Raw genomic sequence first — 25,961 nt, forward strand, 5'->3', positions numbered from 1 at the left:
GTGACCGACGCAGAAATCCTTGAGCGCATCCGCGCGATCTTCAACGAGAATTTCGCGATCGAGCCGGAGCGCGTGACGCCCGACACGCATCTGTTCGAGGAACTCGATCTCGACAGCATCGACGCCGTCGACCTGGCCATCAAGCTGCAGGAGATGACCGGCCAGCGCATCAAGCCGGAAGAATTCAAGTCGGTGCGCACCGTCGGCGACGTGATCGCCGCGGTTCACGCGCTGCTCGCCCGCAAGCAATGACGCCGGCGGCGCGCATGCGTGCGACCGGCCCCGTGCTGCCGCGCTATGCCGGCGCCGTGGCGCGGGCGGCGCTGGCGATCGCTTATCCGCTCGCGATCCTGTGCGCGTGGCACGGGCTGGCGCCGCGCTACGTCGGCTGCCTGCTGCTCGCGCTGCTGTGGCTGCAGCGCACGGTCGGGAGGGGGCCGTTCGCCGCTGCGCTCAACCGGCTCGCGACGCTCGACTGGTGCGTCGCGGCGGCACTGACCGGCATGTCGGTCGCGATAGCCGTGACCGACAGCGCGCGGCTGCTGCATCTGTATCCGGCCTGCGTGAGCGCCGGCCTGCTCGCCGCGTTCGGCGCGACGCTGTGGCGCGGCCCGTCGATGATCGAAAAGTTCGCACGGCTGAACCATCCCGATCCCGCGCCGGCCGTCGTGCGCTACACGCGGCGCGTCACGCAGGTCTGGTGCGCGTTCTTCGTGCTGAACGGCGCGTTCTCCGTCTATACGGCGCTGTACTGGAGCCATGCCGCGTGGGCCCTCTACAACGGTGCGATCGCCTATGTGCTGATCGGCGCGCTGATCGCCGGCGAATGGGTCTGGCGCCGGCTGTTCGTGACGGCCCGGCAGGCCGGGGCGGGGGCCGCATGATCGCGCTGCACGACCTCCTGTCCGCCGATGCCGACGCCGACGCACGCACGGTCGTCTGCCGCGACGGCGACGCGCGCATCACGCTGGCCGAGCTTCGCGCCCGCGCGGACGCGATCGCGCGCGTGGTCGAGTCCTCGGGCGCGCGCCGCGTCGCGATCTCGACCGACGATCCCTACGAATTCGCCTGTGCGCTGTTCGCCGTCGCGGCGACGGGACGCGAAGCGGTGATCCCGGCGAGCGCGGCGCCCGGTTATCTCGGCGATCTCGCGCATGCCTACGACATGCTGCTCGACGACGACGCACTTGCGGCGTGCGCGCCCGGCCGCGCGGAGCACGGTGCGCCGGTTCCGTCGCGCGCGATCGACGCGGATGCCGCCATCACGCTGTACACGTCGGGCAGCAGCGGCCAGGCGAAGGCGCTGCGCAAGTCGCTCGCCCAGTTCGACGCGGAAGTGCGCACCTTGCAGCGGGAATGGGCCGAGCGGGTCGGCACGGCGGTGACGCTGTCGAGCGTCCCGCATCATCACATTTACGGGCTGCTGTTCAGGATCATGTGGCCGCTGGCGGCGGGCCGCGCGTTCGACCGTGCGCTGTCGCTCGACCCGCAGCAGCTGCAGCGGCGGCTGGCCGCATACGGCGACGGCATCGTGGTGTCGACGCCGTCGCATTTGATGCGCTGGCCCGCGCTGCCGGGATTCCCGATGCCGGGCATCGCGCCGCGCGTGTTCTTTTCGTCGGGCGGCCCGTTGTCGGCCGACGCGGCGTCGGTGTACGCAGCGGCGTTCGGCGCCGCGCCGCTCGAGATCTTCGGCAGCACCGAGACGGGCGGCATCGCATGGCGGCGCCAGGACCGCACGCAGGCATGGCAGCCGATGCCGGGCATCGACGTGCGTTGCGACGACGACGGCGCATTGTGCGTTCGCTCCGCGCATCTCGGCCACGACCGCTGGCACCGCACCGACGATGCGGCGCGCTTCGACGCGCATGGCCGCTTCGAGCTGACGGGCCGCCGCGATCGCGTGGTCAAGCTCGACGGCAAGCGCGTGTCGCTGCCCGAGCTCGAGGCGCGCATCGTCCGGCACGACTTCGTCGAGCAGGCGGCCGCGACGGTCGTCGAGGGCGCGTCGCGCGCGCGCGTCGGCGTGGTCGCGGTATTGAGCGAAGCGGGGCGGCATGCGTTGCGCGCGGACGGCCGCGTCGCGGTCGCCGCCGCGTTGCGCCATGCGCTCGGCGCGTACTTCGACGCCGCCGCGTTGCCGCGGCACTGGCGTTTCCGGCACGCGATGCCGTTCGACGCGCGCGGCAAGCTGCCGGCCGCGGCGATCGCCGCCGCGTTCGCGCCGACGCCGGAAGGCTTCGAGCTGCTCGCCGAACGGCACGACGACGACGGATGGCACTACGAACTGCGCGTGCCCGCCACGCTCGCGCACTTCGACGGCCATTTTCCGGGCATGCCGATCCTGCCCGGCGTCGTGCAGATCGATTGGGCGGTGCGGCTCGCGCGCCGCGAGGTCGCGGCGCTGCGCACGGTCCGCTCGATCGATCATCTGAAATTCAAGGCTCCGGTGCCGCCGGGCGCGGTGCTCGCGCTGCGCATCGCGCACGATCAGGCGCGCGGCTGCGTGAAGTTCGCGTTCCGGCGCGGCGAGCGCGAGTGCACGTCCGGCACGATCGTGTACGGAGCGAGCGCATGATGATCGACGTCTGCATCGTCATTCCGATCTACAACCATCGCGACGCGATCGGCGGGACGCTCGCGCGGCTCGCCGTGCACGGGCTGCCGATCATCGTGGTCGACGACGGCAGCGATGCGGCGACGCGGCAGACGCTCGCCGCACTCGCCGCGCAATACGCGGGATGCATGACGCTGTTGAGCCTGCCCGTCAACGGCGGCAAGGGGGCCGCGGTGATGGCCGGGCTGCGCGCGGCGCGCGCGCAAGGCCATACGCATGCGATCCAGATCGACGCGGACGGCCAGCACGATGCCGCCGACGTGCCGGCGTTCGTCGCCGCCGCGCAGGACGCGCCGGACGCGGTGATCCTCGGCCGTCCGCGCTTCGACCACAGCGTGCCGAAGGCGCGCTTGTACGGCCGCTATCTGACGCACGTCTGGGTCTGGATCGAGACGCTGTCGCTCGACATTCCCGACGCGATGTGCGGGTTCCGGCTCTATCCGCTCGACGCCGTGTGCCGGCTGATCGATGCGGTGTCGATGCCGACCCGCATGGACTTCGACAGCGAGATCCTGGTGAGGCTTCACTGGCGCGGCCTCGCGTTCCGCACGATTCCGACGCGGGTCGTCTATCCGGCCGACGGCGTGTCGCATTTCGACGTGCTGTGGGACAACGTGCGCATCAGCGCGAGCCATACGCGGCTGGTGGCCGGGATGCTGGTGCGCGCGCCGTGGCTGCTGGCGCGCCGGTGCGCGCGGCCGGGCGTTGCCGCCGGCGGCCGCGCGCGATCGTGGTGGCGCACGCCGGAGCGCGGCAGTCGCGCCGGCATGGCGTTGCTGGCGTGGAGCTGCCGCTGGTTCGGCACGCGCTTCACGTCGCTCTGGCTGTACCCGATCGTCGGCTATTTCGCGTTGACGAATCGCGCGGCGCGCGCCGCGTCGCATGCGTATTTCGCGCGTCTGCGCGACGCGTGTCCCGCCGTGGCGACGCCGAAGCCGGGCTGGCGCACCGCGTATCGGCACATGCTCGCGTTCGCGCAATCGGGATTCGACAAGTTCGTCGCGTGGTCCGGCCGGCTCGATCGTCTCGCGGTGCGGTTCGACGATGCGGCGGCGTTCGACGCGCTCGCGGCGAGCGGACGCGGCGCGCTCGTGATCGGCGCGCATCTCGGCAACCTGGAGATGACGCGCGCGCTGGCGCTGCGTGACGCGCACGCGAAAGTGACCGCGATCGTCTACACGAGCCACGCGAAGCGCTTCAACAGCGTGCTCGCGCAGGCGAACGCGGCGTTCGGCGAGCAGCTCGTCGAGGTGGCGGATTTCGGTCCCGACACCGCGATGATGATGCAGGCGCGCATCGACGCGGGCGAACTGCTCGTGATCGTCGGCGACCGCGTGCCGCCGCACGATGCGGGCAAGACCGTCGACGCGCGCTTTCTCGATGCGCACGCGCCGTTCGCGCAGGGGCCGTACATCCTCGCGCACGCGCTCGGCTGCCCGGTCTATCTGTTCTTCTGCCTGAAGGAAGGGCGCGAATACCGTCTGTACTTCGAACCGTTCGCCGAACGCATCGAGCTGCCGCGCCGCGAACGGGCCGCGCAGGTCGCCGTCTGGGCGCAGCGCTATGCGGCGCGGCTCGAACACTATTGCCGCAAGGCGCCGTATCAATGGTTCAACTTCTTCGATTTCTGGGCGCGGCCCGATGGAGGGCCGCGTGGCCGAGCATGATGTGAATGACGCGATTCGGGCGGCCCGACGCGAAGCAGGCCGCGCGGCCGTCGTGATCGGCGGCCGGCACCTGACGATCGAGGACGTGATCGCGATCGCACGCGACGGCGCGAGCGTCGCGCTCAATGCGGACCCCGCGTGGCAGGCGCGCATCGAGCGCGGCGCGGCGTGGCTGCGCGACCATCTCGCGAACGGCGGGACCGTCTACGGCGTGACGACCGGGTATGGCGACGCATGCGTCGTCGACGTGCCCGCGGCGCTCGTCGACGCGCTGCCGCTGCAACTGACGCGCTATCACGGCTGCGGGATGGGCGCGTGGTTCGATGCGCAGCAGACGCTCGCGATCGTCGCCGCGCGGCTCAATTCGCTCGCCTATGGTTACTCCGGCGTGCGCCTGATGCTGCTCGAGCGCCTGGCCGACCTGGTGAATCACCGGATCCTGCCGCGCATTCCGTCGGAAGGGTCGGTCGGCGCGAGCGGCGACCTGACGCCGCTGTCGTACGTCGCCGCCGCGCTGGCCGGCGAACGCACGGTGATCCACGACGGCGGCGAGCGCGACGCGCGGGCCGTGTGGCGCGCACTCGGCCGCGAGCCGCTGACGCTCGCGCCGAAGGAAGGGCTCGCGCTGATGAACGGCACCGCCGTGATGACGGGCCTCGCGTGTCTCGCGTTCGCGCGGGCCGACTACCTGACGCGGATCGCCGCGCGCCTCACCGCGCTGACGACCGTCGCGCTCGACGGGCGCGCGGCCCATTTCGACGCGCTGCTGTTCGATGCGAAGCCGCACGTCGGGCAGGCCGAGGCGGCCGCGTGGATTCGCGCGGATCTCGCGGGACGCGACGAATCGCCCGCCCGCCGGCTGCAGGATCGCTACTCGGTGCGCTGTGCGCCGCACGTGATCGGCGTCGTTCGCGACGCGCTGAGCTGGGTGCGCCGCGACGTCGAGAACGAGCTCAACAGCGCGAACGACAATCCGCTGGTCGATCCGGACGACGGCCGCGTGCTGCACGGCGGCAACTTCTATGGCGGGCACATTGCGTTCGCGATGGATGCGCTGAAGACCGCGGTCGCGAATCTCGCCGACCTGATGGACCGCCAGCTCGCACTGCTCGTCGACGACAAGTTCAGCAACGGCCTGCCACGCAACCTGACGGGCGCGGCGCCGGATCGCGCGCCGATCAACCACGGCTTCAAGGCCGTGCAGATCTCCGCGTCGGCGTGGACCGCGGAAGCGCTCAAGCACACGATGCCGGCGAGCGTGTTCTCGCGCTCGACCGAGTCGCACAACCAGGACAAGGTCAGCATGGGCACGATCGCCGCACGCGACTGCCTGCGCGTGCTGGCGCTGACCGAGCAGGTCGCGGCCGCGCACGTGCTCGCGACCGTCCAGGCGGTGCGCCTGCGGATGCGGGAGGATGCCGGCACGCATCTGTCCGCGCCGTTGCGCGCGTTCGTCGACGACGTGAACCGGGGCTCGCCGCTCGTCGTCGAAGACCGCCCGCTCGAAGCCGAGCTGCGCGCGCTGACCGCGCGGCTCGCCGCGTGCGACGCGATCGGCGGGGAGGGCGCATGAGCGCGCCGCGCCCCCCGTTGACGGCGACGGCCGCCGTCGAAGTGCCGTTCCACGACGTCGACGCGATGAACGTCTGCTGGCACGGCCATTACCTGAAGTATTTCGAAGCCGGACGCGCGGCGCTGCTGCGCGCGATCGACTACGACTATCCGGCGATGCAGGCGTCCGGCTATCTGTGGCCGGTCGTCGAAGCGCACCTGAAGTACGTGCGGCCCGCGGTCTATGGCCAGCGCGTCGATGTGCGCGCGACGCTGCTCGAATTCGAGAACCGGCTGAAGATCGGTTATGAAATCGTCGACGCGCAATCGGGCGAGCGCCTGACGAGGGGGCATACGGTGCAGCTCGCGATCGACGGCAAGACGCACGAAACGCAGTTCGTGTCGCCGGCGGCGCTGATCGAACGGGTGGAGGCGCGATGGAAATGAGCGCGCGACTTCGCGGCCTGTGCGCCTTGGCCGGGATGGTCGTCGCCTGCGGGGCCGCCGCGCAGGCCGGCGCACCGGCACCCGCGCCGGCCGCCACGCAGCGCCAGGCGAACGCGGCGCTCGTGGCCGACATCGCCGCGCGGCTGACCCGCGTCGGCGCCATTCGCGCCGACTTCACGCAGACCCAGACGCTCGCGGCGATGAAGCAGCCGCTCGTCAGCACGGGATCGATGCTGTTCGACCGCGCGTCCGGCGTCGTGTGGCGGATCGACACGCCGTACAAGGCGACCTACGTGATCACCGACGGCGGCATGCGCGAGGTGGGTGCGGACGGACGGCTCGTCGCGGCGGGCGGGAGCGGCCGCGGCGTCGCCCAGGTGTCGCGGATGATGCGCGACATGCTCGGCGGCGATTTGTCGGCGCTCTATGCGCAGTTCGACGTCGACGCGACCGGCACGCGCGAGCGCTGGCGGATGACGCTGCGGCCGAACCAGCCGCAGCTCGCGCAGGCGATCCGCGTGCTGGAGATGAGCGGCGGCGCGTATCTGGGCGCGCTCAGCATGACGTTCGCGAACGGCAACGTGACGAAACTCGAATTCGCGCGCGCGACGCCGGTGGACGCGCCGGCGCCGGCCGAGCGCGCGTGGCTCGGAGCGCGCTGATGAGCACGACGCGCGACGCGATCGACGTGCCGGCCGGGCGCGCCCGGCGGCTGGCGCTGCGCGCCGCGTGGCTGCTGGTCGCGCTCGTCGCCGGGCTCTATTGCCTGTGGCGCTTCACCGGAGCGTCGCCGCTGCAGACGAACCTGCTGGCGCTGTTGCCCGCGACCGAGGCGAATCCGGTCGCCGAGCAGGCGGTCGACCGGTTGTCGGCGGCGCTCGGCGAGCGCACCGTCTATCTGGTGACCGACCGCGACGCGGCGCGCGCGAAGGCCGCCGCGAAGCAGTTCGGCGCGCTGCTCGCGAAGAGCGGCGCGTTTCGCTCGGTCACGGTCGAGGTGCCGCCGTTCGATCCGTCGCAGATCGCGGCGACCTATCTGCCGGCCCGCTTCGGCTTGCTGACGGATGCCGACCGCGCGTCGCTCGAGCGCGGCGACGCCGCGCTCGCCGATGCACTGACGCGGCGGCTCTATGGCCCGCCCGTCGACGGCCTGCCGACCGCCGTGTCGGACGATCCGTTCGGCTGGCTCCAGCACTGGCTGGCGGACCTGCCGCTGGGGACCTCCCGCCTCGCGCTGGAGGACGGCATGCTGGTCTCGCATCGCGACGGCGCGACGAGCGTGCTCGTGATGACGTCGCTCGCCGGCTCGGCCTACGAGTCGGCGATCCAGCAGGCCGTGCGCGGCGCGACGGCCGCGTCGGAACGGTCGCTCGCCGCCGCGTATCCGGACGTGCGGATCGCCCGTACCGGGGCCGTGTTCTATGCGCAGGCCGCACGCGCGAGCGCGGAGCGCGACGTGCACGTGATCGGCGCGGTGTCGCTGGGCGGCATCGCGCTGCTGCTGCTGAGCGTGTTCCGCACGCCTCGCCTGCTGGTGCTCGCGTTCGCGTCGACCGCGTTCGGCATCGTCTGCGCACTCGCGGCGACGCTTGCCGTGTTCGGCAAGCTGCACCTGCTGACGCTGGTGTTCGGCGTGAGCCTGATCGGCGAGGCGGTCGATTATTCGATTCAGTACTTCGTCGTGTACCTGTCGTCGGGCGCGCAATGGGATGCGCGACGCGGCGCGGCCGCCGTGCGGCCGGCGCTCGCCGTCGCGCTGGCGACGAGCCTGCTCGGCTACGCGATCCTGACGTGGGTGCCGTTCCCGGCGCTCAAGCAGATCGCGTGCTTCGCGATCGTCGGCATCGCGGCGGCGTTCGCGGCGGTGACGGGCTTCCTGCCGCTGATGCTGACCCGGCCGCCGAAGCGCACGCCGTCACGCGTGTTCGCGTGCGCCGCGCGTGCGCTCGCGTGCTGGCAGGCTGCGCTGTCGGGCCGGCGCGCGCTGGCCGCGGCGTTCGGCGTCGCGCTGGTCGCGGCGCCCGGCTGGTTCTTGCTGACGAGCGACGACGACATTCACCTGCTTGCCCAGCGCGATCCGGATCTCGCGCGCCAGGAGCGCGAGATCCGCGATGCGATCGGGCTGGCGAACACCGTGCAGTTCTTCGTGATCCAGGGCAGCACGCCCGAGGACGTGCTCGAACGCTCCGAAGCGCTGGTGACGGCGCTGGATGCGCAACGCGTCGGCCGCGTGCAGTCGCTCGCGACCTTCGTGCCGTCGGCGAAGCGGCAGGCGCAGAACCGCGCGGCGCTGGCCGCACGCGCGTTCGCCGAGCCGGCGGCGCTGCGCGCGACGCTCGCGCGCGCGGGATTCCGCGACGACGTCGCGCAGGCGTGGGTCGATTCGTTCGCGCGCGATGCGCACGTGACGCTCGACGTCGAGCGCTGGCTGGCCGCGCGCTGGTCCGCGCCGTTCCGGCATCTGTGGCTCGGCAGCGTCGGCGCGGGCGCGCCGGAATACGCGGCGCTGGCGATTCCCGAGCAGGTCGACGCGGCGGATACGGCGGCGCTCGACGCGCTCGCGCATCGACTGCCCGGCGTCACGTACGTCGACAAGGCGGCGGGCGTGTCGAAGCTGTTCGGCGCGTACCGAATCGACAGCGGCTGGTGGCTGGGCGGCGCGCTCGTCGTGGTCGCCGCGCTGCTGATGTGGCGCTACGGCGTGCGCGGCGGGATCGCGACGACGCTGCCGATCGTGCTCGCGATCGGCCTGACGCTGGCGGTATTCGGTTATCTGCGCATCCCGCTCACGTTGTTCAACTGGCTCGCGCTGATGCTCGTGCTCGGCGTCGGCGCGAACTATGCGGTCTTCCTGCGCGAAGGCTGCATCCGGGAAGTCGCGAACCTGGGCGCGGTGTGGACCGGCGTGCTGCTCTCCGCCGCGACGACGCTGCTGTCGTTCGGCATGCTGGGTGCGAGCGCGATGCCCGCGTTGCGCGGCTTCGGCACGACCCTCGCGATGGGGATCGTGTTCTCGGTGCTGTTCGCGCCGCTCGCCACACCCTCCCCGAAGGAAACCACTGCATGAAACACGCGCACGTCTATCTGCATGCGCTCGGCATGGTCAATGCGCTCGGCGGCACCGTCGACGCGGTCGACCTCGCATTGCGCGCCGGCGTTTCGCCCGGCATGGGGCCGTGCGCGGAAGCGCCCGGCGGCGCATGGGCCGGGCGCGTCGGCGCGCCGCTCGACGTCGCGCCGCCCGAGCCGCTCGCGCACTTCGATTGCCGCAACAACCGGCTGCTGCTCGCCGCGCTCGCGCAGATCGCGCCGGCCGTCGATGCGGCGGTGGCGCGCTACGGGCCGCGCCGCATCGGCGTCGTGATCGGCACGAGCACGTCCGGCATCCGTGCGGCCGAGGAGGCGCTCGCGCAGCGCGCCGCGTCGGGTGCGATGCCGCCGGCGTTCGATTACCGGCAGATGGAAATCGGCACGGCCGCGCCGTTCGTGCGCGCGGCGCTCGGCGTCGCCGGGCCGGCGTATACGTTGTCGACCGCGTGCACGTCGAGCGCGAAGGCGTTCGCGGCCGCGCGCCGGCTGCTGCGCCTGCGCCTGTGCGACGCGGTCGTCGTCGGCGGCGCGGATTCGCTGTGCGCGCTGACGATGCAGGGCTTCGCGTCGCTCGAGTCGGTCAGCCCCGCGCGCACGAACCCGATGAGCGCCAATCGCTGCGGGATCAACATCGGCGAAGGCGCGGCCGTGTTCGTGATGAGCCGCGACGACGGGGAGATCCGGCTGGCCGGCGTCGGCGAATCGAGCGATGCGCATCACATCTCCGCGCCGGACCCGGAGGGGCGCGGCGCGGAGGACGCGCTGCGGCAGGCGCTCGCGGATGCGGGCGTGAGTCCGTCGGCGCTCGGCTACGTGAACCTGCACGCGACGGCGACGCGGCTGAACGACGAGATGGAAGCGCGCGTGATGGCGCGCGTGTTTCCCGGCGGCGTGCCCGCGAGCGGCACGAAGCCGCTGACGGGGCACATGCTCGGCGCGGCGGGCGCGACGGAACTGGCGTTCGCGTGGCTGGCGCTCGCGCGCGGGACGCCGCTGCCGGTTCACGTGTGGGACGGCGTGCCGGACCCCGCGCTGCCGGCGCTGGATCTCGTGCAGGAAGAACGCCGGCTCGCCGGCCACACCGGAAGCCGGTACGTGATGAGCAATTCGTTCGCATTCGGCGGCAGCAATGCCAGCCTGATCCTGGGGCGCTGACATGCAGACCGGTTCGTTGATGGAAACCTTGCACGACGGCGCGGAGATCGCCGTGTGCGACGTGCGGGACGTGCTGCCGCATCGCGGCACGATGCTGTTGCTCGACACGATCGAGCGCTGTTCCGAAACCGCGATCGAGGTGAGTGCGACCGCGCGCCGCGACGCGTGGTACGCGGACGACGACGGCGCGATGCCCGCGTGGATCGGCATCGAGCTGATGGCGCAGGCGATCGCCGCGCACGTCGGGCTGCTGGCGCGGCACGCGGGCGGCCGCGCGAAGCCGGGCGTGCTGCTCGGCGCGAACCGCTACAGCGCGCATCGGGCCGCGTTCGATGCGGGGGCGACGCTGCGGATCGCGGCGCGCGAACTGCTGCGCGGCGACGAAGGGCACGGCGCGTACGAATGCGCGATCCATGCCGACGGCCAATGCTGCGCGGAAGCGATCGTCAAGGTGTACCAGCCGGACGATTTTCAGTCTTTTATCGAAGGGAGCTTCAATTCATGACTCGGCGAGTTCTCGTGACCGGCGCGAGCCGCGGCATTGGCCGGGCCGTCGCGCTGCGACTGGCGGCGGACGGCTTCGCGGTGACGGTGCATTGCCGCAGCGGCCGCGACGCGGCGCAAGCCGTGGCCGCCACGATCCGCGAACAGGGCGGCGCGGCCGATGTGCTGCAGTTCGACGTGCGTGACCGCGCGGCCTGCCGGCAACTGCTCGAGGCCGACGTGGCCGCGCACGGCGCGTACTACGGGATCGTCTGCAGCGCGGGCGTGACGCGCGACGGCGCGTTTCCGGCGCTGTCCGACGAGGACTGGGACGTCGTGATCGAGACCGGGCTCGACGGCTTCTACAACGTCGTCCATCCGCTGACGATGCCGATGGTGCGGCTGCGCAAAGGCGGCCGCATCGTGACGATCGCGTCGGTGTCCGGCGTGATGGGCAATCGCGGACAGGTCAACTACAGCGCGGCGAAGGCCGGGTTGATCGGCGCGACGAAGGCGCTCGCGGTCGAGCTTGCGTCGCGCAACATCACGGTCAACTGCGTCGCGCCCGGTCTCGTCGATACCGGAATGCTCGACGACGTGCCGCTCGAGCATGCGTTGAAGACGGTGCCGATGGGGCGCGTCGGGCAACCCGACGAAGTCGCGTCGGTGGTCGGCTTCCTGATGTCGGACGGCGCGTCGTACGTCACCCGGCAGGTGATCGGCATCAACGGCGGGATGATCTGATGAAGCGGGTGGTCGTGACGGGAATGGGCGGCGTGACCGCGTTCGGCGAGACGTGGCCGGAGATCGACGCGCGCCTGAAGGGCGCAGCCAACGCCGTGCAGCGCATCGCGGCGTGGGATTGCTACGAGTCGCTGCACACGCGGCTCGCGTGCCCGCTGCCGGGCTTCGTGCAGCCCGCGCATTATCCGCGCAAGAAGACGCGCTCGATGGGGCCGGTGTCGATGTATGCGGTGCGGGCGAGCGAGCTCGCGCTCGCCGACGCCGGTCTCGCGGACGATCCGTCGATCAAGGACGGCAGGATGGGCGTCGCGTACGGGTCGTCGTCGGGCTCGGTCGAGCCGATCCGCGCGTTCGGCGCGATGCTCGAAACGGGTTCGATGCGCGACGTGACGTCGAACAGCTACGTGCAGATGATGCCGCACACGACGGCCGTCAACGTCAGCCTGTTCTGGGACCTGAAAGGCCGGATCGTGCCGACGTCGTCCGCGTGCGCGTCGGGCAGCCAGGCGATCGGCTACGCGTACGAAGCGATCGCGACCGGCAAGCAGACGCTGATGCTCGCGGGCGGCGCGGAGGAACTGTCGGGCCCGGCGGTCGCGGTGTTCGACACGCTGTACGCGACCAGCACGCGCAATGACGAGGCCGGGCTGACGCCGCGCCCGTTCGACGTCGATCGCGACGGGCTCGTGGTCGGCGAGGGGGCGGCTACGCTCGTGCTCGAGGAATACGAGCACGCGCTCGCGCGCGGCGCGACGATCCATGCGGAGGTGGTCGGCTTCGGCTGCAATTCCGACGGCGCGCACATCACGCAGCCGACGGCCGAGACGATGGCGATCGCGATGCGGCTCGCGCTGCGCGACGCCGGGCTCGATCCGGCGGCGATCGCGTATGTGAACGCGCACGGCACGTCCACCGATCGCGGCGACGTCGCCGAGAGTCATGCGACCGCGTCGGTGTTCGGCGAGCGCATGCCGATCAGCTCGCTGAAGAGCTACGTCGGCCACACGCTCGGCGCCTGCGGCGCGCTCGAGGCGTGGTGGACGATCGAGATGATGAAGCGCAACGCGTATGCGCCGACGCTGAACCTGGAGAACGTCGATCCCGCGTGCGCGGCGCTCGACTACATCGTCGGCGCGCCGCGCGCGATCGATGCCGAGTTCGTGATGAGCAACAACTTCGCGTTCGGCGGGATCAACACGTCGTTGATCTTCCGGCGCATCGCCGCGTGACGGCCGCCCGCCCGATGCCTGCGCGCGTCGTCGTCACGGGGCTCGGCATCGTGTCGTGCCTCGGCAATTCGCTCGACGGCGTGTCGGCGGCGCTGCGCACGGGGCGCTCGGCGCTCGCGCGCGTCGATGCATGGCGCGCGAGGGGATTCCGCAGCCAGGTCGCGGGCGTCGCCAGTGTCGCGGCGGAGCCGCCGTTCGCGCGCAAGCACGAGCGCTTCATGGGCGACACCGCGCGCTTCGCCGCGCACGCGGCGGCGAAGGCGATCGACGACGCGGCGCTCGATCCCGCGCGATTGCGTTCGCCGCGCGCGGGCGCGATCGTCGGCTCCGGCATCGGCTCGATGGCCGCCTATGACGACGCGATGGCGATTGCCGCGCAGCGCGGCATCGACAAGACGCCGCCTTACGTCGTGCCCAAGGCGATGAGCAGCACCGCGTCGGCCTGCGTCGCCCAGCTGTTCGGCATCGAAGGCGTCGCGTATTCGCCGTCGTCCGCGTGCACGAGCTCGGCGCTCGCGATCGGGCAGGCGATGCAGCTGATCCGGTCCGGCTGCCAGGACGTCGTGCTGGCGGGCGGCAGCGACGCGCTGCACGACAACATGACGCTGATGTTCGATGCGATGGGCGTGTTGTCCGGTCGATTCAACGATACGCCGGAACAAGCGTCGAGACCTTACGGCATCGGCCGCGACGGCTTCGTGATCGCGTCGGGCGCGGGCATCCTCGTGCTCGAATCGCTCGAGCACGCACGCTCGCGCGGCGCGCGGATCCACGCGGAGCTGGTCGGCTTCGGCCAGTGCACCGACAACGCGGGCATGGCGGCGCCGCATGCGCCGGGGATCGCGCGGGCGATGCGCATGGCGCTGGAGGGCGACGCGCGGCGTCCCGACTACGTGAACACGCACGCGCCGTCGACGCCGCTCGGCGACGTCGAGGAACTGGCGGCGCTCGCGGACGTGTTCGGCGACGACGTGCCCGCGTTCTCGTCGACGAAGGGGATGACCGGCCATCCGCTCGGCGCGAGCGGCGCGCACGAGGCGATCTACACGATCCTGATGATGCGCGATGGCTTTATCGCGGGCACGGCCGTCGACGGGACGCCCGATCCCGCGGTCGGGCGCATGCCGCTCGTGCGCACTGCGCGCGATGCGCGGATCGCGCGGGCGCTGTCGGTCTCGTTCGGATTCGGCGGCAGTTGCGCGAGCCTGTTGTTGGACGCCTGGAAAGGCGATTGAAGTTGAACGTCACTGAGCGATGAGGACAAGCACGATGAAGCATACGAGACATCTGGCCGGCATGTTGATCGCGGCGGCCCTGCTGGCGGGCTGCGGCGGCACGGTCGTCCGCACGCTGCCGCTGCCTGCGGAAGCGACCGCGCACGATGCGACCGGCGTGAAGCTGTATTTCGGCGCGCAGGCGCATCCGGCGGTGAAGACGGCCATCGGATCGCGCTCGGAATCGGTGCGCGTGACGCGCGGGACTGGAGCCGAGCAGCCGACGTGCGATCAGGCGCTCGCCGAAGCGCTGGGCCGCCTGCGCGCGTATGCGAAGAACCACGGCGGGAATGCGGTCGTCAACGTGACGACGCGCTTTCACGAGCAGCGTTCCGATTCGGTGGCCCGGTACACGTGCGGCGTGAGCCCCAGCGCCGGGTCGCTCGCGGTGGCGGGCGACGTCGTGGTGCTCGACGCGCGGTAACGCGCGCGGGGCAGGGCGATGCTGACGACGCCCTGCGGTGCATGCGCCCGCCCGGAGGCGGGCGGCTGTCACGCGGGCTTGCGCGCGACCACGTTGACGAGCGTTTCGCGGCGCTTGCCGGGCTTGGGGGTGTAGAGGCCGATGCGCTCGAGCAGGCCGAAGTCCTTCGCGCGGCTCCACCACAGGTACGGCAGCGATACGTTCCGCTCGTCGAACGAGAAGCCGCCGTCGCGCAGCATCGCGAGATAGCCGTCCGCGCTCTTCTGCACGTGCATCGGGTGCCGGAACAGCAGCCGGATGACCCACGACTTGATGTAGGCGTCGGTCGATTCGGCGAACAGCAGCAGGCCGTTCGGCTTCAGCACGCGGCGAAACTCGGCCAGTGCGCGCTCCTGCTCGACGAGGTGGTGGAAGGTCTGGTGACAGAACACGATGTCGACGCTCGCGTCGGCCAGCGGCAGCTGCGCGCAGTCCGCGCGGTGCAGGTCGACGGTGGCGCCGCAGTGGCGGGCCGCCTCCGTCGCATGGGCGAGCGATTCGTCGTGGCATTCGATGCCGATGATCTTGCGCGGCGAGAACGCATCGTTCAGGAGCCTGAACGACTTGCCCTGGCCGCAGCCCGCGTCGAGGATGACCGGGGCGGCCGGCAGCGGCGTCGTAATGAGCCGCTTCAGGTCGTTGATGGCCACCCGCAGCACGTGATGTTCCCAGGTGTGCGTGCGCAGGAACCAGACGCCGAAGGCCGTTTCGGGAACGTAAGCTGCAGCGTGCGGGCGGGATGACGACATGAACCCCTCGTTCGTATGTGTTTTTTCGGGCGTTCATTGTAATTGGCATTACGGACGTGCGGCGCGCAAAGCCGTCACGTCCCATCGAATCAAACGGGCAGGCAACATATGAATGAGATGAAATCGGAGCAATTGAACGTCGACGTCGCGATCATCGGCGCCGGGCCTTCCGGCGCGGTGGCCGCGGGGCTGTTGCGCAAGGCGGGACGGTCGGTGCTCGTGCTGGAGCGCCAGCATTTTCCGCGCTTTTCGATCGGCGAGAGCCTGTTGCCGCAAAGCATGCATTACCTCGACGAGGCGGGCATGCTGCAGGCCGTCGTGGAGGCGGGCTTCCAGTTCAAGAACGGCGCATATTTCGTGCATCGCGATCGCATGTCGTCGTTCGATTTCCGCGAGAAGACGACGCCGGGCTGGGGCACCGCGTACCAGGTCGAGCGCGCGGCCTTCGACGACCTGCTGATCCGCTGCGCGGCGCAGCAGGGCGCCGACGTGCGGTTCGGCCATACGGTGCGTGCGTTCATGCCGGGCGACCGGCCGCAGCTCGACGTCGTCGACGAAGCGGGGCGCGACTATCGCGTGCACGCGTCGTTCGTGCTGGACGCGAGCGGCTTCGGCCGCGTGCTGCCGCGCCTGCTCGATCTCGAGGCGCCCACGCGCATGCCGACGCGCGCGGCGCTGTTCTCGCACGTCGAGGATCGCCTGCCGGCGGGATCGACCGATCGCGACAAGATCTGCATCGCGGTGCATCCGGAGCGGCGCGACGTGTGGTTCTGGATGATTCCATTGACGAACGGCCGCTCGTCGGTCGGCTGCGTCGCCGAAGCGGCGTTCGTCGACGTGCCGGACGCGCAGCGCGAAGCGCTGTTGCGCGAGCTGTTGCAGACCGAGCCGACGCTTGCCCGTCTCGTCGGCGAGAAGCCGTTCGTGATGCCGGTGCGCCATATCGGCGGCTATGCGGCCAACGTCGAGCGGCTGCACGGCCCCGGCTATGCGCTGCTCGGCAATGCCGGCGAGTTTCTCGATCCGATCTTCTCGTCGGGCGTCACGATCGCGATGCGCTCGTCGCATCTGGCGGTGCAGGCGCTCGAACGGCAGTGGCGCGGCGAAGCGGTGGACTGGCAGCGGGATTACGACGTCGCGCTGCGCAAGGGCATCGATACGTTCCGCGCGTTCGTCGAGAAATGGTATTCGGGCGACCTGCAGGACATCGTCTTCCACGACGACAAGGCGCCGGAAGTGAAGCGCATGGTCTGCGCGATCCTCGCCGGCTACGCATGGGACGAGTCGAATCCGTTCGTGCGCGATCCGGTTCGGCGTCTCGAGGTGCTGGCGGAAATCTGCCGTCCGGCCCCGCATGGCGACGCGACGCCGTGAGCATGCGTGAGCCGGGCATCATGATCCCGGGTCATCCGACAGACACACAATTCATCAAGCTAGCTATGAAGCGCCTTTTCCTCATCGGCCTGTGCCTCTCAACCAGTTCCGCTTTCGCGGCAAGCCAGATCCTGCTCGAAACCCCGGTGACCTACGCGCCGGATGCCGGTGTCGTCCAGCGGGTCAAGGACGAATGCCACATCGAAGACATGCTGACGCGCCACGTCGGCGACGTACTTCGCAAGATCAACAGAGGCGGCGACGGCACCGTGGCGTCGCAGGCCGAGGCAGGGGATGCCAAGGTTCTCAGGCTGCAGATCACCCATGTACTGGGCGTCGGCGGTGGCGCATGGAGCGGACCCAAGGCCACGACCGTCACCGCGGATCTGATCGAGGACGGCAAGGTCACCCGTCATACCAAGATCAACCGTTGGTCGGTGGGTGGCGTGTGGGGCGCGTTCAAGGGAACGTGCTCGATCCTCGAACGGACGACCGTCGTGATCGGCAGGGACCTCGGCCGCTGGGCGCGCAACCCGTCGTATGAGATCAAGGAGGAGGCGCCGCCCCAAGTCGCTGACGAGCCGGGTGCGGGCAAGGATTTCTGCACGCCGGGCGAAAGCATGCCGAATGCGTCCGGCAGTTCGCTTACGCTATGCGTGAAGAAAGGGCATTTTGCTCACGACCAGTATGAAGTGAAGGTCGATGGGGCGGTTGTCGTGAAGGGCATCGACGACGAGACGACCGGCGGGGTCAATGGCTCCTATGGCGGGAGGCCGGTCAACCTGACGTGCACGCCCGTTCTGTCTGCGCCGGAGGAAGTCACCGAATCCCAGATCGAGTCGATGCGAAGCATGGACCCGCAAGCGACGCGTGAGCAGTTGAAGCAGCGCTATGTGAGTCTCAATACGGTGGAGACCGCACGTCACTGCGTCGTTCGTGTTGATTCAAGGAATGTGCTGTCGACCGATATTCACTTCGATTGATGTCGTTGGGAGGGGGGCCATCGTATTCGAATCGTGACGCCAACACCAATTTCGGTCCGGATTTCCTGAAGCGGATCAACTTTCACGCACTTCTTTCGCGAATATTGTCGATGATGAAGTTATCCAGGCTCGCTGCATGCGCACTGATCTTCACCGCGACCCTCACCAACGTGGCGTATGCCCGCGATTTGGACAAGAGCGACCCTGACCGCGCCCATATACTGGCAGCAACCGACCAAGATTCTGGTCCGTTGGGGGCAATGTTGGGATCAAGAATCCAGAAATGGAAAAGGGGTTACGGCGATTAACCGTAACCCCTTGATTTCCTTGGTCGGAGCGATAGGATTCGAACCTACGACCCTCTGATCCCAAATCAGATGCGCTACCAGGCTGCGCTACGCTCCGACGAGCCAGAGATTCTATCGTTGAATAGCGTGCCAAGTCAATCGCACGATGCATGTTCGAGTGCCGTGGTGGTGCAAACCCGTCACGCACCGCGGAGAAAACCATGATGAACCTGATCCTGTGGCGCCACGCCGAAGCAGAAGACTACGCGGCGAGCGACCTCGCGCGCCAGCTGACCTCACGCGGGCGCAAGGAGGCGCAGGCGATGGCGAAATGGCTGCGCGGCCGGCTGGAGGCCAGCAGCGTGATCCTCGCGAGCCCGGCGGCGCGCACCGTGCAGACGGTCGAGGCGCTGACCGACCAGTACCGGACCGTCGACGCGCTCGCGCCCGGCGCGGACGTCGACGACGTGCTCGCGGCCGCCGGCTGGCCGGACGGCATCGCACCGACGGTAGTGATCGTCGGCCATCAGCCGACGCTCGGCAGCGTCGCCGCGCGGCTGGTGGCCGGCAGCGACGATAGCTGGAGCGTCAAGAAAGGCGGTATCGTATGGCTCGCGAGCCGCACGCGGAACGGCAACCGGCAGGCAGTGCTGCGCGCCGTCATGACGCCCGATCTGGTTTGAAGGGTTTGATCATACGTTTTCGCAAGCTTTCTGCTAAAGTCAGTTCGGCGACACGTCACTGAACGGACACGGACTTGCCACGTAACGGTCACAGCCGATTACTAAATTGGCGGGCATGTCGTCTTATTCCTTACGATCAGGAAAGCCTAATGCGAGAACTGCCGACGCCTACGCTCCCCTTTGCCTCGCTGCCCCTCGACTCGGCGCGGCGCCACCTGCCGCGCGCCGCTGAAACCGTCACGGCGGAGTTCCGCCTGCGCGCCGCGTGGGCGCGCACGGAAGACGAGCTGCGCGAGGCCCAGCGCCTGCGCTACAGCGTGTTCGCCGAAGAGATGGGCGCGCAGGTCAGCGGTCCCGCCGGTCTCGACGTGGATCCTTTCGACGCCTATTGCGACCACCTGCTGGTTCGCGATCTCGACACCCTGAAGGTCGTCGGCACGTATCGCGTGCTGCCGCCGCACGAGGCCGCCCGTGTCGGCCGCCTGTACGCGGAAGGGGAATTCGACCTGTCGCGCCTGACGCACCTGCGCGGCAAGATGGTCGAGGTCGGTCGCTCGTGCGTGCATAGCGACTATCGCAGCGGCGCGGTCATCATGGCGCTCTGGGGCGGCCTCGGCGCGTACATGATGCAGAACGGCTACGAAACGATGCTCGGTTGCGCGAGCGTGTCGATGGCGGACGGCGGCCACTACGCAGCGAACCTGTACCAGTCGCTGCCGGCCAGCGCACTGACCGACCCCGAATATCGCGCGTTCCCGCACACGGCGCTGCCGGTCGACGAGCTGCAGACCGGCGTCGCCGTTGCGCCGCCGCCGCTGATCAAGGGCTACCTGCGGCTCGGCGCGAAGATCTGCGGCGCACCCGCCTGGGATCCGGACTTCAACTGCGCGGATTTCCTCACGCTGTTCCGCCTGTCCGACATCAACGCGCGCTACGCCCGCCACTTCCTGGGCTGAGCATCGATCGACGTGCGCCCGCGCGGCGGGCGCACGCATGAACGCCGCCGGCGGCAGACCGCACGGCGGCGTTCGTTTGTCCGCTTGTTCTTTCAGCGAAAGTGACGGCGAGTCCGGCTCCCCATCGTTTGGCGCGACACAGCGCACCCTCCATGCCCAAACGGCACGGTGCAGGACGACCTCGCTTCCGCGCAGGTCGAGACGGGAAGGGCGGCGGGACGGCTTAGTGCTTGCGCCGCCAGTCGAGCAGGTGGTGCTCCGCCATCCAGTGGTGGATCATGCCCTCGCCGCCGTGAGTGCGCTTGTATTCGCGCGCCTCGAAGTACGAGAGGGCGACCAGCACCATCACGCCGATGAACAGGCCGATCAGGCCGGCGATTTCCTCAGACGACATGGCAGCCTCCTTTCAACGGCACAGCGCCATCAGTACATAGTAGGACATGCGCGTCGCCACTTCGAAGGCGGAAATCCGTTAGACTCGGCCCGACCCGAGCGCGCCGCAGGCGCGCGTTCCTTTCCGGAGCAAGACCTGATGACCCGTTTCGCGCTGGCCGTGCTGGCCGCATCGATCCTCGCCGGCTGCGCGAGCGACCCCCGCCAGGCCCGCCGCGGCCACCCGCCGCAGGACCCGGCCGATTATCACGGCGTGCCGACCGACATGACGCCGCCGTCGATGCTGGCCGAGCCGCCGTCCGCCACGCAGTAACGCCTATGCGGCGGATGTCGGCGCCGCCCGCGCGTCGCCGCCGATCCGCGCCGACAAGCCGGGCAGGTAGCGCGCGAGCGTCGCGCCGCGCGCGGCCATGAACAGCAGCAGCGCGAGCCAGAGCCCGTGATTGCCGAACGGGCCGACGAGGGTGAGCGCGGCGGCGGCGAATACCGCGAACGACACGACCATCGCGCGCAGCAGCGCGCGGGTCTGCGTCGCGCCGATGAACACGCCGTCGAGCAGGAATCCCCACACGGACACGACGGGCGAGAGCGCGGCCCACGGCAGATAGCGATCCGCAACCGCGCGGATCGTCGCCTGGTCGGTCAGGCGCGCGACGATCCAGCCGCCCGCCGTCCAGTAGACGAGCGTGAACGCCAGCGCGCCGAGCGCGGACCAGAACAGCGTGACGCGCACCGCCTGCCGGAACGCCGCGCGATCGCGCGCACCGGCCGCCGCGCCGACGAGCGCTTCGGCCGCATGCGCGAAGCCGTCGAGGCCGTACGCCATGAAGGTCTGGAAGTTGAGCAGCAGTGCGTTCGCCGCCAGCGTCGCGTCGCCCTGTTGCGCACCGAGGTGCGCGAACCAGCCGAACGCGGTCAGCAGGCACAGCGTGCGGATGAAGATGTCGCGATTCAATGCGACGAGGCGCATGAGCGCGGCGCGATCGACGAGCGCGCGCGCCGCGAGCGGCGGCAGGCCGCGCGGCCGCAGCCGCCACAGCATCCAGGCGCCGAGCGCGAAGCCGCACGCGTCCGCGGTGGCGGTCGCGGCACCAATGCCGGCGATGCCCCAGCCGAAGCCGTACACGTACAGCAGCACCGCGCCGATGTTCACCGCGTTGATGAACACCTGCGCGACGAGCGCGAGCCGGACCCGCTGCACCCCGAGCAGATAGCCGAGCACGACGTAGTTCGCGAGCGCGAACGGGGCGCTCCAGATCCGCGCGTGGCCGTACGTCAGCGCCGTGGCGCGCACCGCATCGCTGCCGCCCAGCGCGGTGAGCGCGATCGACAGCAGCGGCGCCTGCAGCGCCAGCACCGCGGCGCCGAGCGCAAAGGCGGCGATCAGCGCGCGCAGCACGTTCAGCCGGATGCCGTTGTCGTCGCGCGCGCCGTGCGCCTGCGCGACGAGGCCCGTCGTGCCCATCCGCAGGAAGCCGAAGCCCCAGAACACGAAATTGAAGACCAGCCCGCCGAGCGCGACGCCGCCGAGATACTGCGCGCCGTCGAGGTGGCCGGCGACGGCCGTGTCGACCGCGCCGAGAATCGGCTGGGTCAGGTTCGCGAGGACGATCGGGAAGGCGAGCGCGAGCACGCGCCGATGCGACACATCGGTCGGGTGCGCGCCGGCCGCGGGCGACAAGGCGGAGTCGGACATGGCGAACGCGTCAGGCGCGTTCCTGCACGCAGATCCACGGCGAGACGACGACCGCCCACAGTTCCGGATTGCGCGCCGCGTAGTCCTGTGCGGTGTCCGCCTCCATGCGGGCGACGTGGCCGGCGGCGAGCCAGCGGGTGACCTGTTCCTTGTCGTCGCGGGCGATCGCCTCGGCGACGCTCACGAGATCGAGATCGCGGGCCACCGCGAGCAGCTTGCCCTGCGCGAAGAAGCGCTCCAGATCGCACCAGTCGATCTTCGCGGTTTCGCCGAGGAGTTTGACGTAGAGCGGGCTATGCGACGCGCCCGCGGCGGATTCGTGTTCGGAGGACATGGATTTCTGCAAAAAACTGCGTGTGCGCCACTATAAACCATCCGGTCGCGGGCTCAGGCGTCGCGCAGCGCGCGCCGCACGATCTTGCCGGTCGCCGTCATCGGCAGGCCGTCGACGAACGCGATCGCGCGCGGATACTCGTGCGCCGCGAGGCGCGTCTTCACGTGCGCCTGTAGCGCCTGCACGAGCGCGTCGTCGCCGGCGTAGCCCGGGTTCAGCACGACGAACGCCTTGACGATCTCGGTGCGCGTCGCGTCGGGCACGCCGACGACGGCCGCCATCCGCACCGCGGGATGCGTGAGCAGGCAGTCCTCGATCGGGCCGGGGCCGATCCGGTAGCCCGCGCTCGTGATCACGTCGTCATCGCGGCCGACGAAGCGCACGAAGCCGTCGGCATCGAGCACGCCCGTGTCGCCCGTCAGCAGGTAATCGCCGGCGAACTTGTCGCGCGTCGCGTCGGGGTTGCGCCAGTATTCGAGAAACATCACGGGATCCGGGCCGCGCACCGCGATGCGGCCTTCGACACCGGGCGGCAGCGGCGCGCCATGCGCGTCGACGATCGCGACCCGGTGGCCGGGCACGGCCTTGCCGATCGCGCCCGGCCGCGGCGCGAACAGCGCCGCGCACGACGAGAGCACCATGTTGCATTCGGTCTGCCCGTAGAACTCGTTGATCGTGACGCCGAGCGCGTCGCGCCCCCAGGCCGTCAGCTCGCTGCCGAGCGATTCGCCGCCGCTCGCAACCGATTTCAGCGCCAGCGCATAGCGCTCGCGCGGCTGCGGCACGGCGCGCATCAGCTTCAGCGCGGTCGGCGGCAGGAATGCGTGGGTGACGCCGTGACGGGCCATCAGGTCGAATGCCGCCGCGCCGTCGAATTTCTCGAACCGGCGCGCGAGCACCGGCACGCAGTGGTGCCATGACGGCAGCAGCACGTCGAGCAGGCCGCCGATCCATGCCCAGTCGGCGGGCGTCCAGAACAGGCGCGCGTCGCGCGGAAAGCACTGCTGCGACATCTCGACGCCGGGCAGATGGCCGAGCAGCACGCGGTGCGCATGCAGCGCGCCCTTCGGCTTGCCGGTCGTGCCGGACGTGTAGATGATCAGCGCCGGATCGTCGGCTGCCGTATCGACCGGCGAGAAATCGGCGGATTCGGCGGCCAGCGCCGCGTCGTAGCGCAGCACGCCGGCTGTGTCGGGCGCGTCGTCGCCGATGCAGTAGAGCGTCCGCAGCGCCGGCAGCCGCGCGCGCAGCGGCGCGATCTTCGCGTAGCCGGCGGCGTCGGTGACGAGCGCCGCCGCGTCGCTGTTCGCGAGCCGGTATTCGAGCGCGTCGGCGCCGAACAGCGTGAACAGCGGCACTGCGATCGCGCCGAGCTTGTACGCGGCGAGATGCGCGACGGCCGTTTCCGGGCCCTGGGCGAGGAAGATGCCGATCCGGTCGCCGCGCCGCAGGCCGGCGCGCACGAAGCTGTTCGCGAGCCGATTAGAGGCGTTCCTCAGATCGTCGAACGTCAGCCTCGAGACGCCGCCTTGCGCGGTTTCGTGGATCAGCGCAAGCCGGCCGCTGCCGTCCGCCCATTTGTCGCAGGTGTCGACGGCGATGTTGTAGCGGGCCGGAACGGCCCATGCGAAGCGGGACAGCAGCGTGTCGTAGCAGTCGGCGGCGGGCAGCATCGGGTGTCTCCGTGGCGCGGATCGTGACGGCCGGGGGCGGACTTGCACCGGCCTTCATGCGTCCTGGATCACACTGTAAGCGATCTTCGGGACGATGCCGATTCGCCCGGCATGCGCAGCTCAATGCACGATTCCGAAATGACGCATAAGATCGCTGCTGATACTTGTCATGACCACGGATATGCTTCTGATAGCTGCGGGGTTCAGTCTGATCGGAATCGGGGCGCTGGTGGCGTTCGCACGCCACGTCGACCCGTTATCCGGCCACTTGTCCGGTCGCGTGTTCGACCGGCTGCGCAAGCGCTGATTCGTCCCTTCCCGAACATGCACGCGCCCGACCGCACCTGATGCGCGCCGGCGCTGGCGGTCGCGCCGTCAGCGCGCCGGCAGGTAGCGCGACGGATCGATCGAACGGCCGCCGTAGCGCAGTTCGAAATGCAGCGCGACGCGATCGCTGTCGGTGTTGCCCATCTCGGCGATCGTCTGCCCTTGCGTCACCGACTGGCCTTCCTTCACGAGCAGCGCGCGATTGTGCGCGTACGCGGTCAGGTAATCCGCGTTGTGCTTGAGGATGATCAGGTTGCCGTAGCCGCGCAGCCCGTTCCCCGCGTAGACGACGACGCCCGGCGCCGCCGCGTTCACCGCCGTGCCCGCCGAGTTGGCGATGTCGATTCCCTTGGACTTCGCGCCGTCGAAGGTGCGCACCACGTTGCCGGCGGCCGGCCAGATCAGCGCGATGCTGGTGGCCGGCTTCACGGGCGATTGGGCCGGCGTGGACGGCGCAGGGCGGCTGCGTCCCGCGCTGCCGGTGCCGACGCTCGCCGACGACGATGTCGTCGTGCCGGGCGGCGGCGCGACGCGCAGCACCTGGCCGACTTCGATCGCATCCGGGTTCGAGATCTGGTTCCAGCGCGCGATGCTTTGCACCGACTGGCGGTTGTCGCGCGCGATCTTGTAGAGCGTGTCGCCGCGCTCGACGCGGTAGAACCCGGGGCCGACCGGCGCGGAGCCGCAGGCGGCGAGCAGGGCGGCGAACGACGCCGCGATGAATCGCTTCGTGGTTGTTCCGAACATTGAACCTCGCAAAACCCTGCCGCGCGCGGGCGCGGCAGGTGACACAAAACATCAGATTTTAACGGGTTCGACCTGCGGCCCGCAGTTTGGCGCCGCCGGGCATCCGTTCGGTGCGCGAAATGTCAGGCCGCAAGCGGGCTGACGCGAATCCGCAGCGCCGCGCTTTCGGTCGCGCCGGGCGCGAGCATGCGCAGCCCGAGCCCGTTGTGGATGGCGTCGGGCAGGCCGAGCCACGGCTCGACGCAGTAGAAGTCCGAATCCGGCTTCTCCGTCCAGGTCGTGACCGCGTACCACGGGATCGAGCCCGGCACGTCGAGCGCGATCTCGATCGTGCGGCGGCGGCCCGGCATCACGATCCGCACGGGGGCGGACGGCGCGCCGTCGAGGCAGTGGAAGCGGTCGTGAATGCGCGCGTCGTCGAGCGCGTAGCGCGCTTCGCCGGGCTCCGGCGCGCTGATGGCGCCGTCGGGGCGCTGTTCGCGCCGATGCGTCGGCGGCAGTTCGAGCGTCGTCTGGGCGCGCTCCGCGTGCGGCAGCGCGAAGTAGAAGTGATGGCCCGCGTAGTACGGCAGCGGCGCGTCGCCGCGATTGGTCGTCGTCAGCGCGACGTCGAGCGTGTGCGAATCGACGAGGCGGTAGGCCGCTTCGAAACGGAAGTCGAACGGGTAGCCCGCCTTGAGCGCGTCGTTCGCGTCGAGCGTCATCGCGAGCGCCGTGCCGTCGGCGTACGGCTGCGCCGCGAACGGCAGGTCGCGCGCGAAGCCGTGCATCGGCAGGTCGCGGACCACGCCCGACGCGTCGCGCCAGCGGCCGAGTTCGCCGTCGACGCGGTGCCGGCCGAGAAACGGGAAGAGCAGCGGATTACCGCCGCGCACGCGCGCGAGCTGGCTCCAGTCCGCGGTGTCCGGCCAGAAGATGACGGGTTCGCCGTCGACGTGCCACGACAGCAATCGTCCGCCGAATTGCGGGGCGATCCGGACGAGAGACGCGCCGGCGTGAAGTTCGTGAATCTCGTGTTGCTGGAAGATCGGCATGGGGA

General features: G+C 70.0%; 27 protein-coding genes and 1 tRNA gene. 20 read left to right on the plus strand and 8 right to left on the minus strand.

Annotated elements, in window-relative coordinates:
- From KY49_RS05080 to KY49_RS05145, 14 genes are read left to right on the plus strand one after another with little or no spacing between them, the layout of a single operon-like run.
- Nucleotides 1–252 (plus strand): acyl carrier protein, encoded by a 252-nt coding sequence (locus KY49_RS05080; protein ID WP_010092650.1) that lies wholly within the window; start codon nucleotides 1–3, stop codon nucleotides 250–252.
- Nucleotides 249–884: a membrane protein gene (locus KY49_RS05085; protein WP_042583617.1), complete on the plus strand. Its 636-nt coding sequence runs from the start codon at nucleotides 249–251 to the stop codon at nucleotides 882–884. Before KY49_RS05080 ends, KY49_RS05085 begins: the two co-directional genes overlap by 4 nt.
- Nucleotides 881–2,578: an AMP-binding protein gene (locus KY49_RS05090; protein WP_042583618.1), complete on the plus strand. Its 1,698-nt coding sequence runs from the start codon at nucleotides 881–883 to the stop codon at nucleotides 2,576–2,578. Before KY49_RS05085 ends, KY49_RS05090 begins: the two co-directional genes overlap by 4 nt.
- Complete coding sequence (locus KY49_RS05095; RefSeq protein WP_042584568.1) at nucleotides 2,578–4,284, plus strand: glycosyltransferase family 2 protein; 1,707 nt, start codon at nucleotides 2,578–2,580, stop codon at nucleotides 4,282–4,284. The genes KY49_RS05090 and KY49_RS05095 overlap by 1 nt, the downstream gene beginning before the upstream one ends.
- The gene (locus KY49_RS05100) at nucleotides 4,259–5,857 is read left to right on the plus strand and encodes an HAL/PAL/TAL family ammonia-lyase (RefSeq protein WP_407060674.1); all 1,599 of its coding nucleotides are present in this window, start codon (nucleotides 4,259–4,261) and stop codon (nucleotides 5,855–5,857) included. Before KY49_RS05095 ends, KY49_RS05100 begins: the two co-directional genes overlap by 26 nt.
- Nucleotides 5,854–6,282 (plus strand): acyl-CoA thioesterase, encoded by a 429-nt coding sequence (locus KY49_RS05105; protein WP_042583619.1) that lies wholly within the window; start codon nucleotides 5,854–5,856, stop codon nucleotides 6,280–6,282. Before KY49_RS05100 ends, KY49_RS05105 begins: the two co-directional genes overlap by 4 nt.
- Entirely contained in the window at nucleotides 6,273–6,944 is a 672-nt protein-coding gene (locus tag KY49_RS05110; protein ID WP_042583620.1) for a LolA family protein, read from the plus strand. Before KY49_RS05105 ends, KY49_RS05110 begins: the two co-directional genes overlap by 10 nt.
- Complete coding sequence (locus tag KY49_RS05115) at nucleotides 6,944–9,349, plus strand: MMPL family transporter (RefSeq protein ID WP_042583621.1); 2,406 nt, start codon at nucleotides 6,944–6,946, stop codon at nucleotides 9,347–9,349. Before KY49_RS05110 ends, KY49_RS05115 begins: the two co-directional genes overlap by 1 nt.
- Nucleotides 9,346–10,527 (plus strand): beta-ketoacyl-[acyl-carrier-protein] synthase family protein, encoded by a 1,182-nt coding sequence (locus tag KY49_RS05120; protein WP_042583622.1) that lies wholly within the window; start codon nucleotides 9,346–9,348, stop codon nucleotides 10,525–10,527. The genes KY49_RS05115 and KY49_RS05120 overlap by 4 nt, the downstream gene beginning before the upstream one ends.
- Nucleotide 10,528: 1 nt before the next feature.
- On the plus strand, nucleotides 10,529–11,032 hold the full coding sequence (locus tag KY49_RS05125; RefSeq protein ID WP_042583623.1) for a hotdog family protein: 504 nt from the start codon (nucleotides 10,529–10,531) through the stop codon (nucleotides 11,030–11,032).
- Entirely contained in the window at nucleotides 11,029–11,754 is a 726-nt protein-coding gene (locus KY49_RS05130; protein WP_042583624.1) for a 3-ketoacyl-ACP reductase FabG2, read from the plus strand. Before KY49_RS05125 ends, KY49_RS05130 begins: the two co-directional genes overlap by 4 nt.
- Complete coding sequence (locus tag KY49_RS05135; protein ID WP_042583625.1) at nucleotides 11,754–12,983, plus strand: beta-ketoacyl-ACP synthase; 1,230 nt, start codon at nucleotides 11,754–11,756, stop codon at nucleotides 12,981–12,983. The genes KY49_RS05130 and KY49_RS05135 overlap by 1 nt, the downstream gene beginning before the upstream one ends.
- Before the next feature lie 14 nt (nucleotides 12,984–12,997).
- Complete coding sequence (locus KY49_RS05140) at nucleotides 12,998–14,218, plus strand: beta-ketoacyl synthase N-terminal-like domain-containing protein (RefSeq protein WP_042583626.1); 1,221 nt, start codon at nucleotides 12,998–13,000, stop codon at nucleotides 14,216–14,218.
- A gap of 34 nt (nucleotides 14,219–14,252) precedes the next feature.
- Nucleotides 14,253–14,681, plus strand: coding sequence for a signal peptidase (locus tag KY49_RS05145; protein WP_042583627.1), 429 nt, complete (start codon nucleotides 14,253–14,255; stop codon nucleotides 14,679–14,681).
- Nucleotides 14,682–14,749: 68 nt separating this feature from the next.
- Here the strand turns inward: KY49_RS05145 and KY49_RS05150 are convergent, their stop codons facing one another.
- Nucleotides 14,750–15,469, minus strand: a complete 720-nt coding sequence (locus KY49_RS05150; RefSeq protein WP_042583628.1) for a class I SAM-dependent methyltransferase — start codon at nucleotides 15,467–15,469, stop codon at nucleotides 14,750–14,752.
- 108 nt (nucleotides 15,470–15,577) lie between these two features.
- Between KY49_RS05150 and KY49_RS05155 the strand changes: the two genes are divergently transcribed.
- Nucleotides 15,578–16,843: an NAD(P)/FAD-dependent oxidoreductase gene (locus tag KY49_RS05155; protein WP_042583629.1), complete on the plus strand. Its 1,266-nt coding sequence runs from the start codon at nucleotides 15,578–15,580 to the stop codon at nucleotides 16,841–16,843.
- Nucleotides 16,840–17,826 carry a hypothetical protein gene (locus tag KY49_RS38415; protein WP_231636337.1) on the plus strand — a complete coding sequence of 329 codons (987 nt, stop codon included), beginning with the start codon at nucleotides 16,840–16,842 and terminating at the stop codon, nucleotides 17,824–17,826. Before KY49_RS05155 ends, KY49_RS38415 begins: the two co-directional genes overlap by 4 nt.
- A gap of 328 nt (nucleotides 17,827–18,154) precedes the next feature.
- On the opposite strand, the gene KY49_RS05175 is transcribed toward KY49_RS38415, so the two are convergent.
- Nucleotides 18,155–18,231, minus strand: a tRNA-Pro gene (locus KY49_RS05175).
- Between the two features lie 103 nt (nucleotides 18,232–18,334).
- Between KY49_RS05175 and sixA the strand changes: the two genes are divergently transcribed.
- Together sixA and KY49_RS05185 are read left to right on the plus strand one after the other, a co-directional pair.
- The gene (gene sixA, locus KY49_RS05180; RefSeq protein WP_042583631.1) at nucleotides 18,335–18,796 is read left to right on the plus strand and encodes a phosphohistidine phosphatase SixA; all 462 of its coding nucleotides are present in this window, start codon (nucleotides 18,335–18,337) and stop codon (nucleotides 18,794–18,796) included.
- Nucleotides 18,797–18,945: 149 nt separating this feature from the next.
- Nucleotides 18,946–19,752: a GNAT family N-acetyltransferase gene (locus KY49_RS05185; protein ID WP_010092640.1), complete on the plus strand. Its 807-nt coding sequence runs from the start codon at nucleotides 18,946–18,948 to the stop codon at nucleotides 19,750–19,752.
- 223 nt (nucleotides 19,753–19,975) lie between these two features.
- Here the strand turns inward: KY49_RS05185 and KY49_RS38035 are convergent, their stop codons facing one another.
- Entirely contained in the window at nucleotides 19,976–20,146 is a 171-nt protein-coding gene (locus KY49_RS38035) for a hypothetical protein (RefSeq protein ID WP_010092639.1), read from the minus strand.
- 138 nt (nucleotides 20,147–20,284) lie between these two features.
- Between KY49_RS38035 and KY49_RS38040 the strand changes: the two genes are divergently transcribed.
- Nucleotides 20,285–20,458: a hypothetical protein gene (locus KY49_RS38040; protein WP_088500805.1), complete on the plus strand. Its 174-nt coding sequence runs from the start codon at nucleotides 20,285–20,287 to the stop codon at nucleotides 20,456–20,458.
- 3 nt (nucleotides 20,459–20,461) lie between these two features.
- Here the strand turns inward: KY49_RS38040 and KY49_RS05190 are convergent, their stop codons facing one another.
- From KY49_RS05190 to KY49_RS05200, 3 genes are read right to left on the minus strand one after another with little or no spacing between them, the layout of a single operon-like run.
- Nucleotides 20,462–21,841 (minus strand): MATE family efflux transporter, encoded by a 1,380-nt coding sequence (locus tag KY49_RS05190; RefSeq protein ID WP_042583632.1) that lies wholly within the window; start codon nucleotides 21,839–21,841, stop codon nucleotides 20,462–20,464.
- A 10-nt stretch (nucleotides 21,842–21,851) separates the two neighbouring features.
- Nucleotides 21,852–22,175, minus strand: coding sequence for a DUF2288 domain-containing protein (locus KY49_RS05195; protein WP_042583633.1), 324 nt, complete (start codon nucleotides 22,173–22,175; stop codon nucleotides 21,852–21,854).
- Between the two features lie 53 nt (nucleotides 22,176–22,228).
- Nucleotides 22,229–23,848, minus strand: coding sequence for an acyl-CoA synthetase (locus tag KY49_RS05200; RefSeq protein WP_042583634.1), 1,620 nt, complete (start codon nucleotides 23,846–23,848; stop codon nucleotides 22,229–22,231).
- 169 nt (nucleotides 23,849–24,017) lie between these two features.
- Here KY49_RS05200 and KY49_RS38045 point away from each other — a divergent pair, with 169 nt between their 5' ends.
- Nucleotides 24,018–24,155 (plus strand): hypothetical protein, encoded by a 138-nt coding sequence (locus tag KY49_RS38045; RefSeq protein ID WP_174963995.1) that lies wholly within the window; start codon nucleotides 24,018–24,020, stop codon nucleotides 24,153–24,155.
- Between the two features lie 68 nt (nucleotides 24,156–24,223).
- On the opposite strand, the gene KY49_RS05205 is transcribed toward KY49_RS38045, so the two are convergent.
- Nucleotides 24,224–24,922 (minus strand): peptidoglycan DD-metalloendopeptidase family protein, encoded by a 699-nt coding sequence (locus KY49_RS05205; RefSeq protein ID WP_042583635.1) that lies wholly within the window; start codon nucleotides 24,920–24,922, stop codon nucleotides 24,224–24,226.
- 122 nt (nucleotides 24,923–25,044) lie between these two features.
- On the minus strand, nucleotides 25,045–25,956 hold the full coding sequence (locus KY49_RS05210) for an aldose epimerase family protein (protein WP_042583636.1): 912 nt from the start codon (nucleotides 25,954–25,956) through the stop codon (nucleotides 25,045–25,047).
- Between the last annotated feature and the right edge of the window lie 5 nt (nucleotides 25,957–25,961).

It is taken from the genome of Burkholderia sp. MSHR3999 (assembly GCF_000833595.1).
Lineage (GTDB): Bacteria > Pseudomonadota > Gammaproteobacteria > Burkholderiales > Burkholderiaceae > Burkholderia > Burkholderia ubonensis.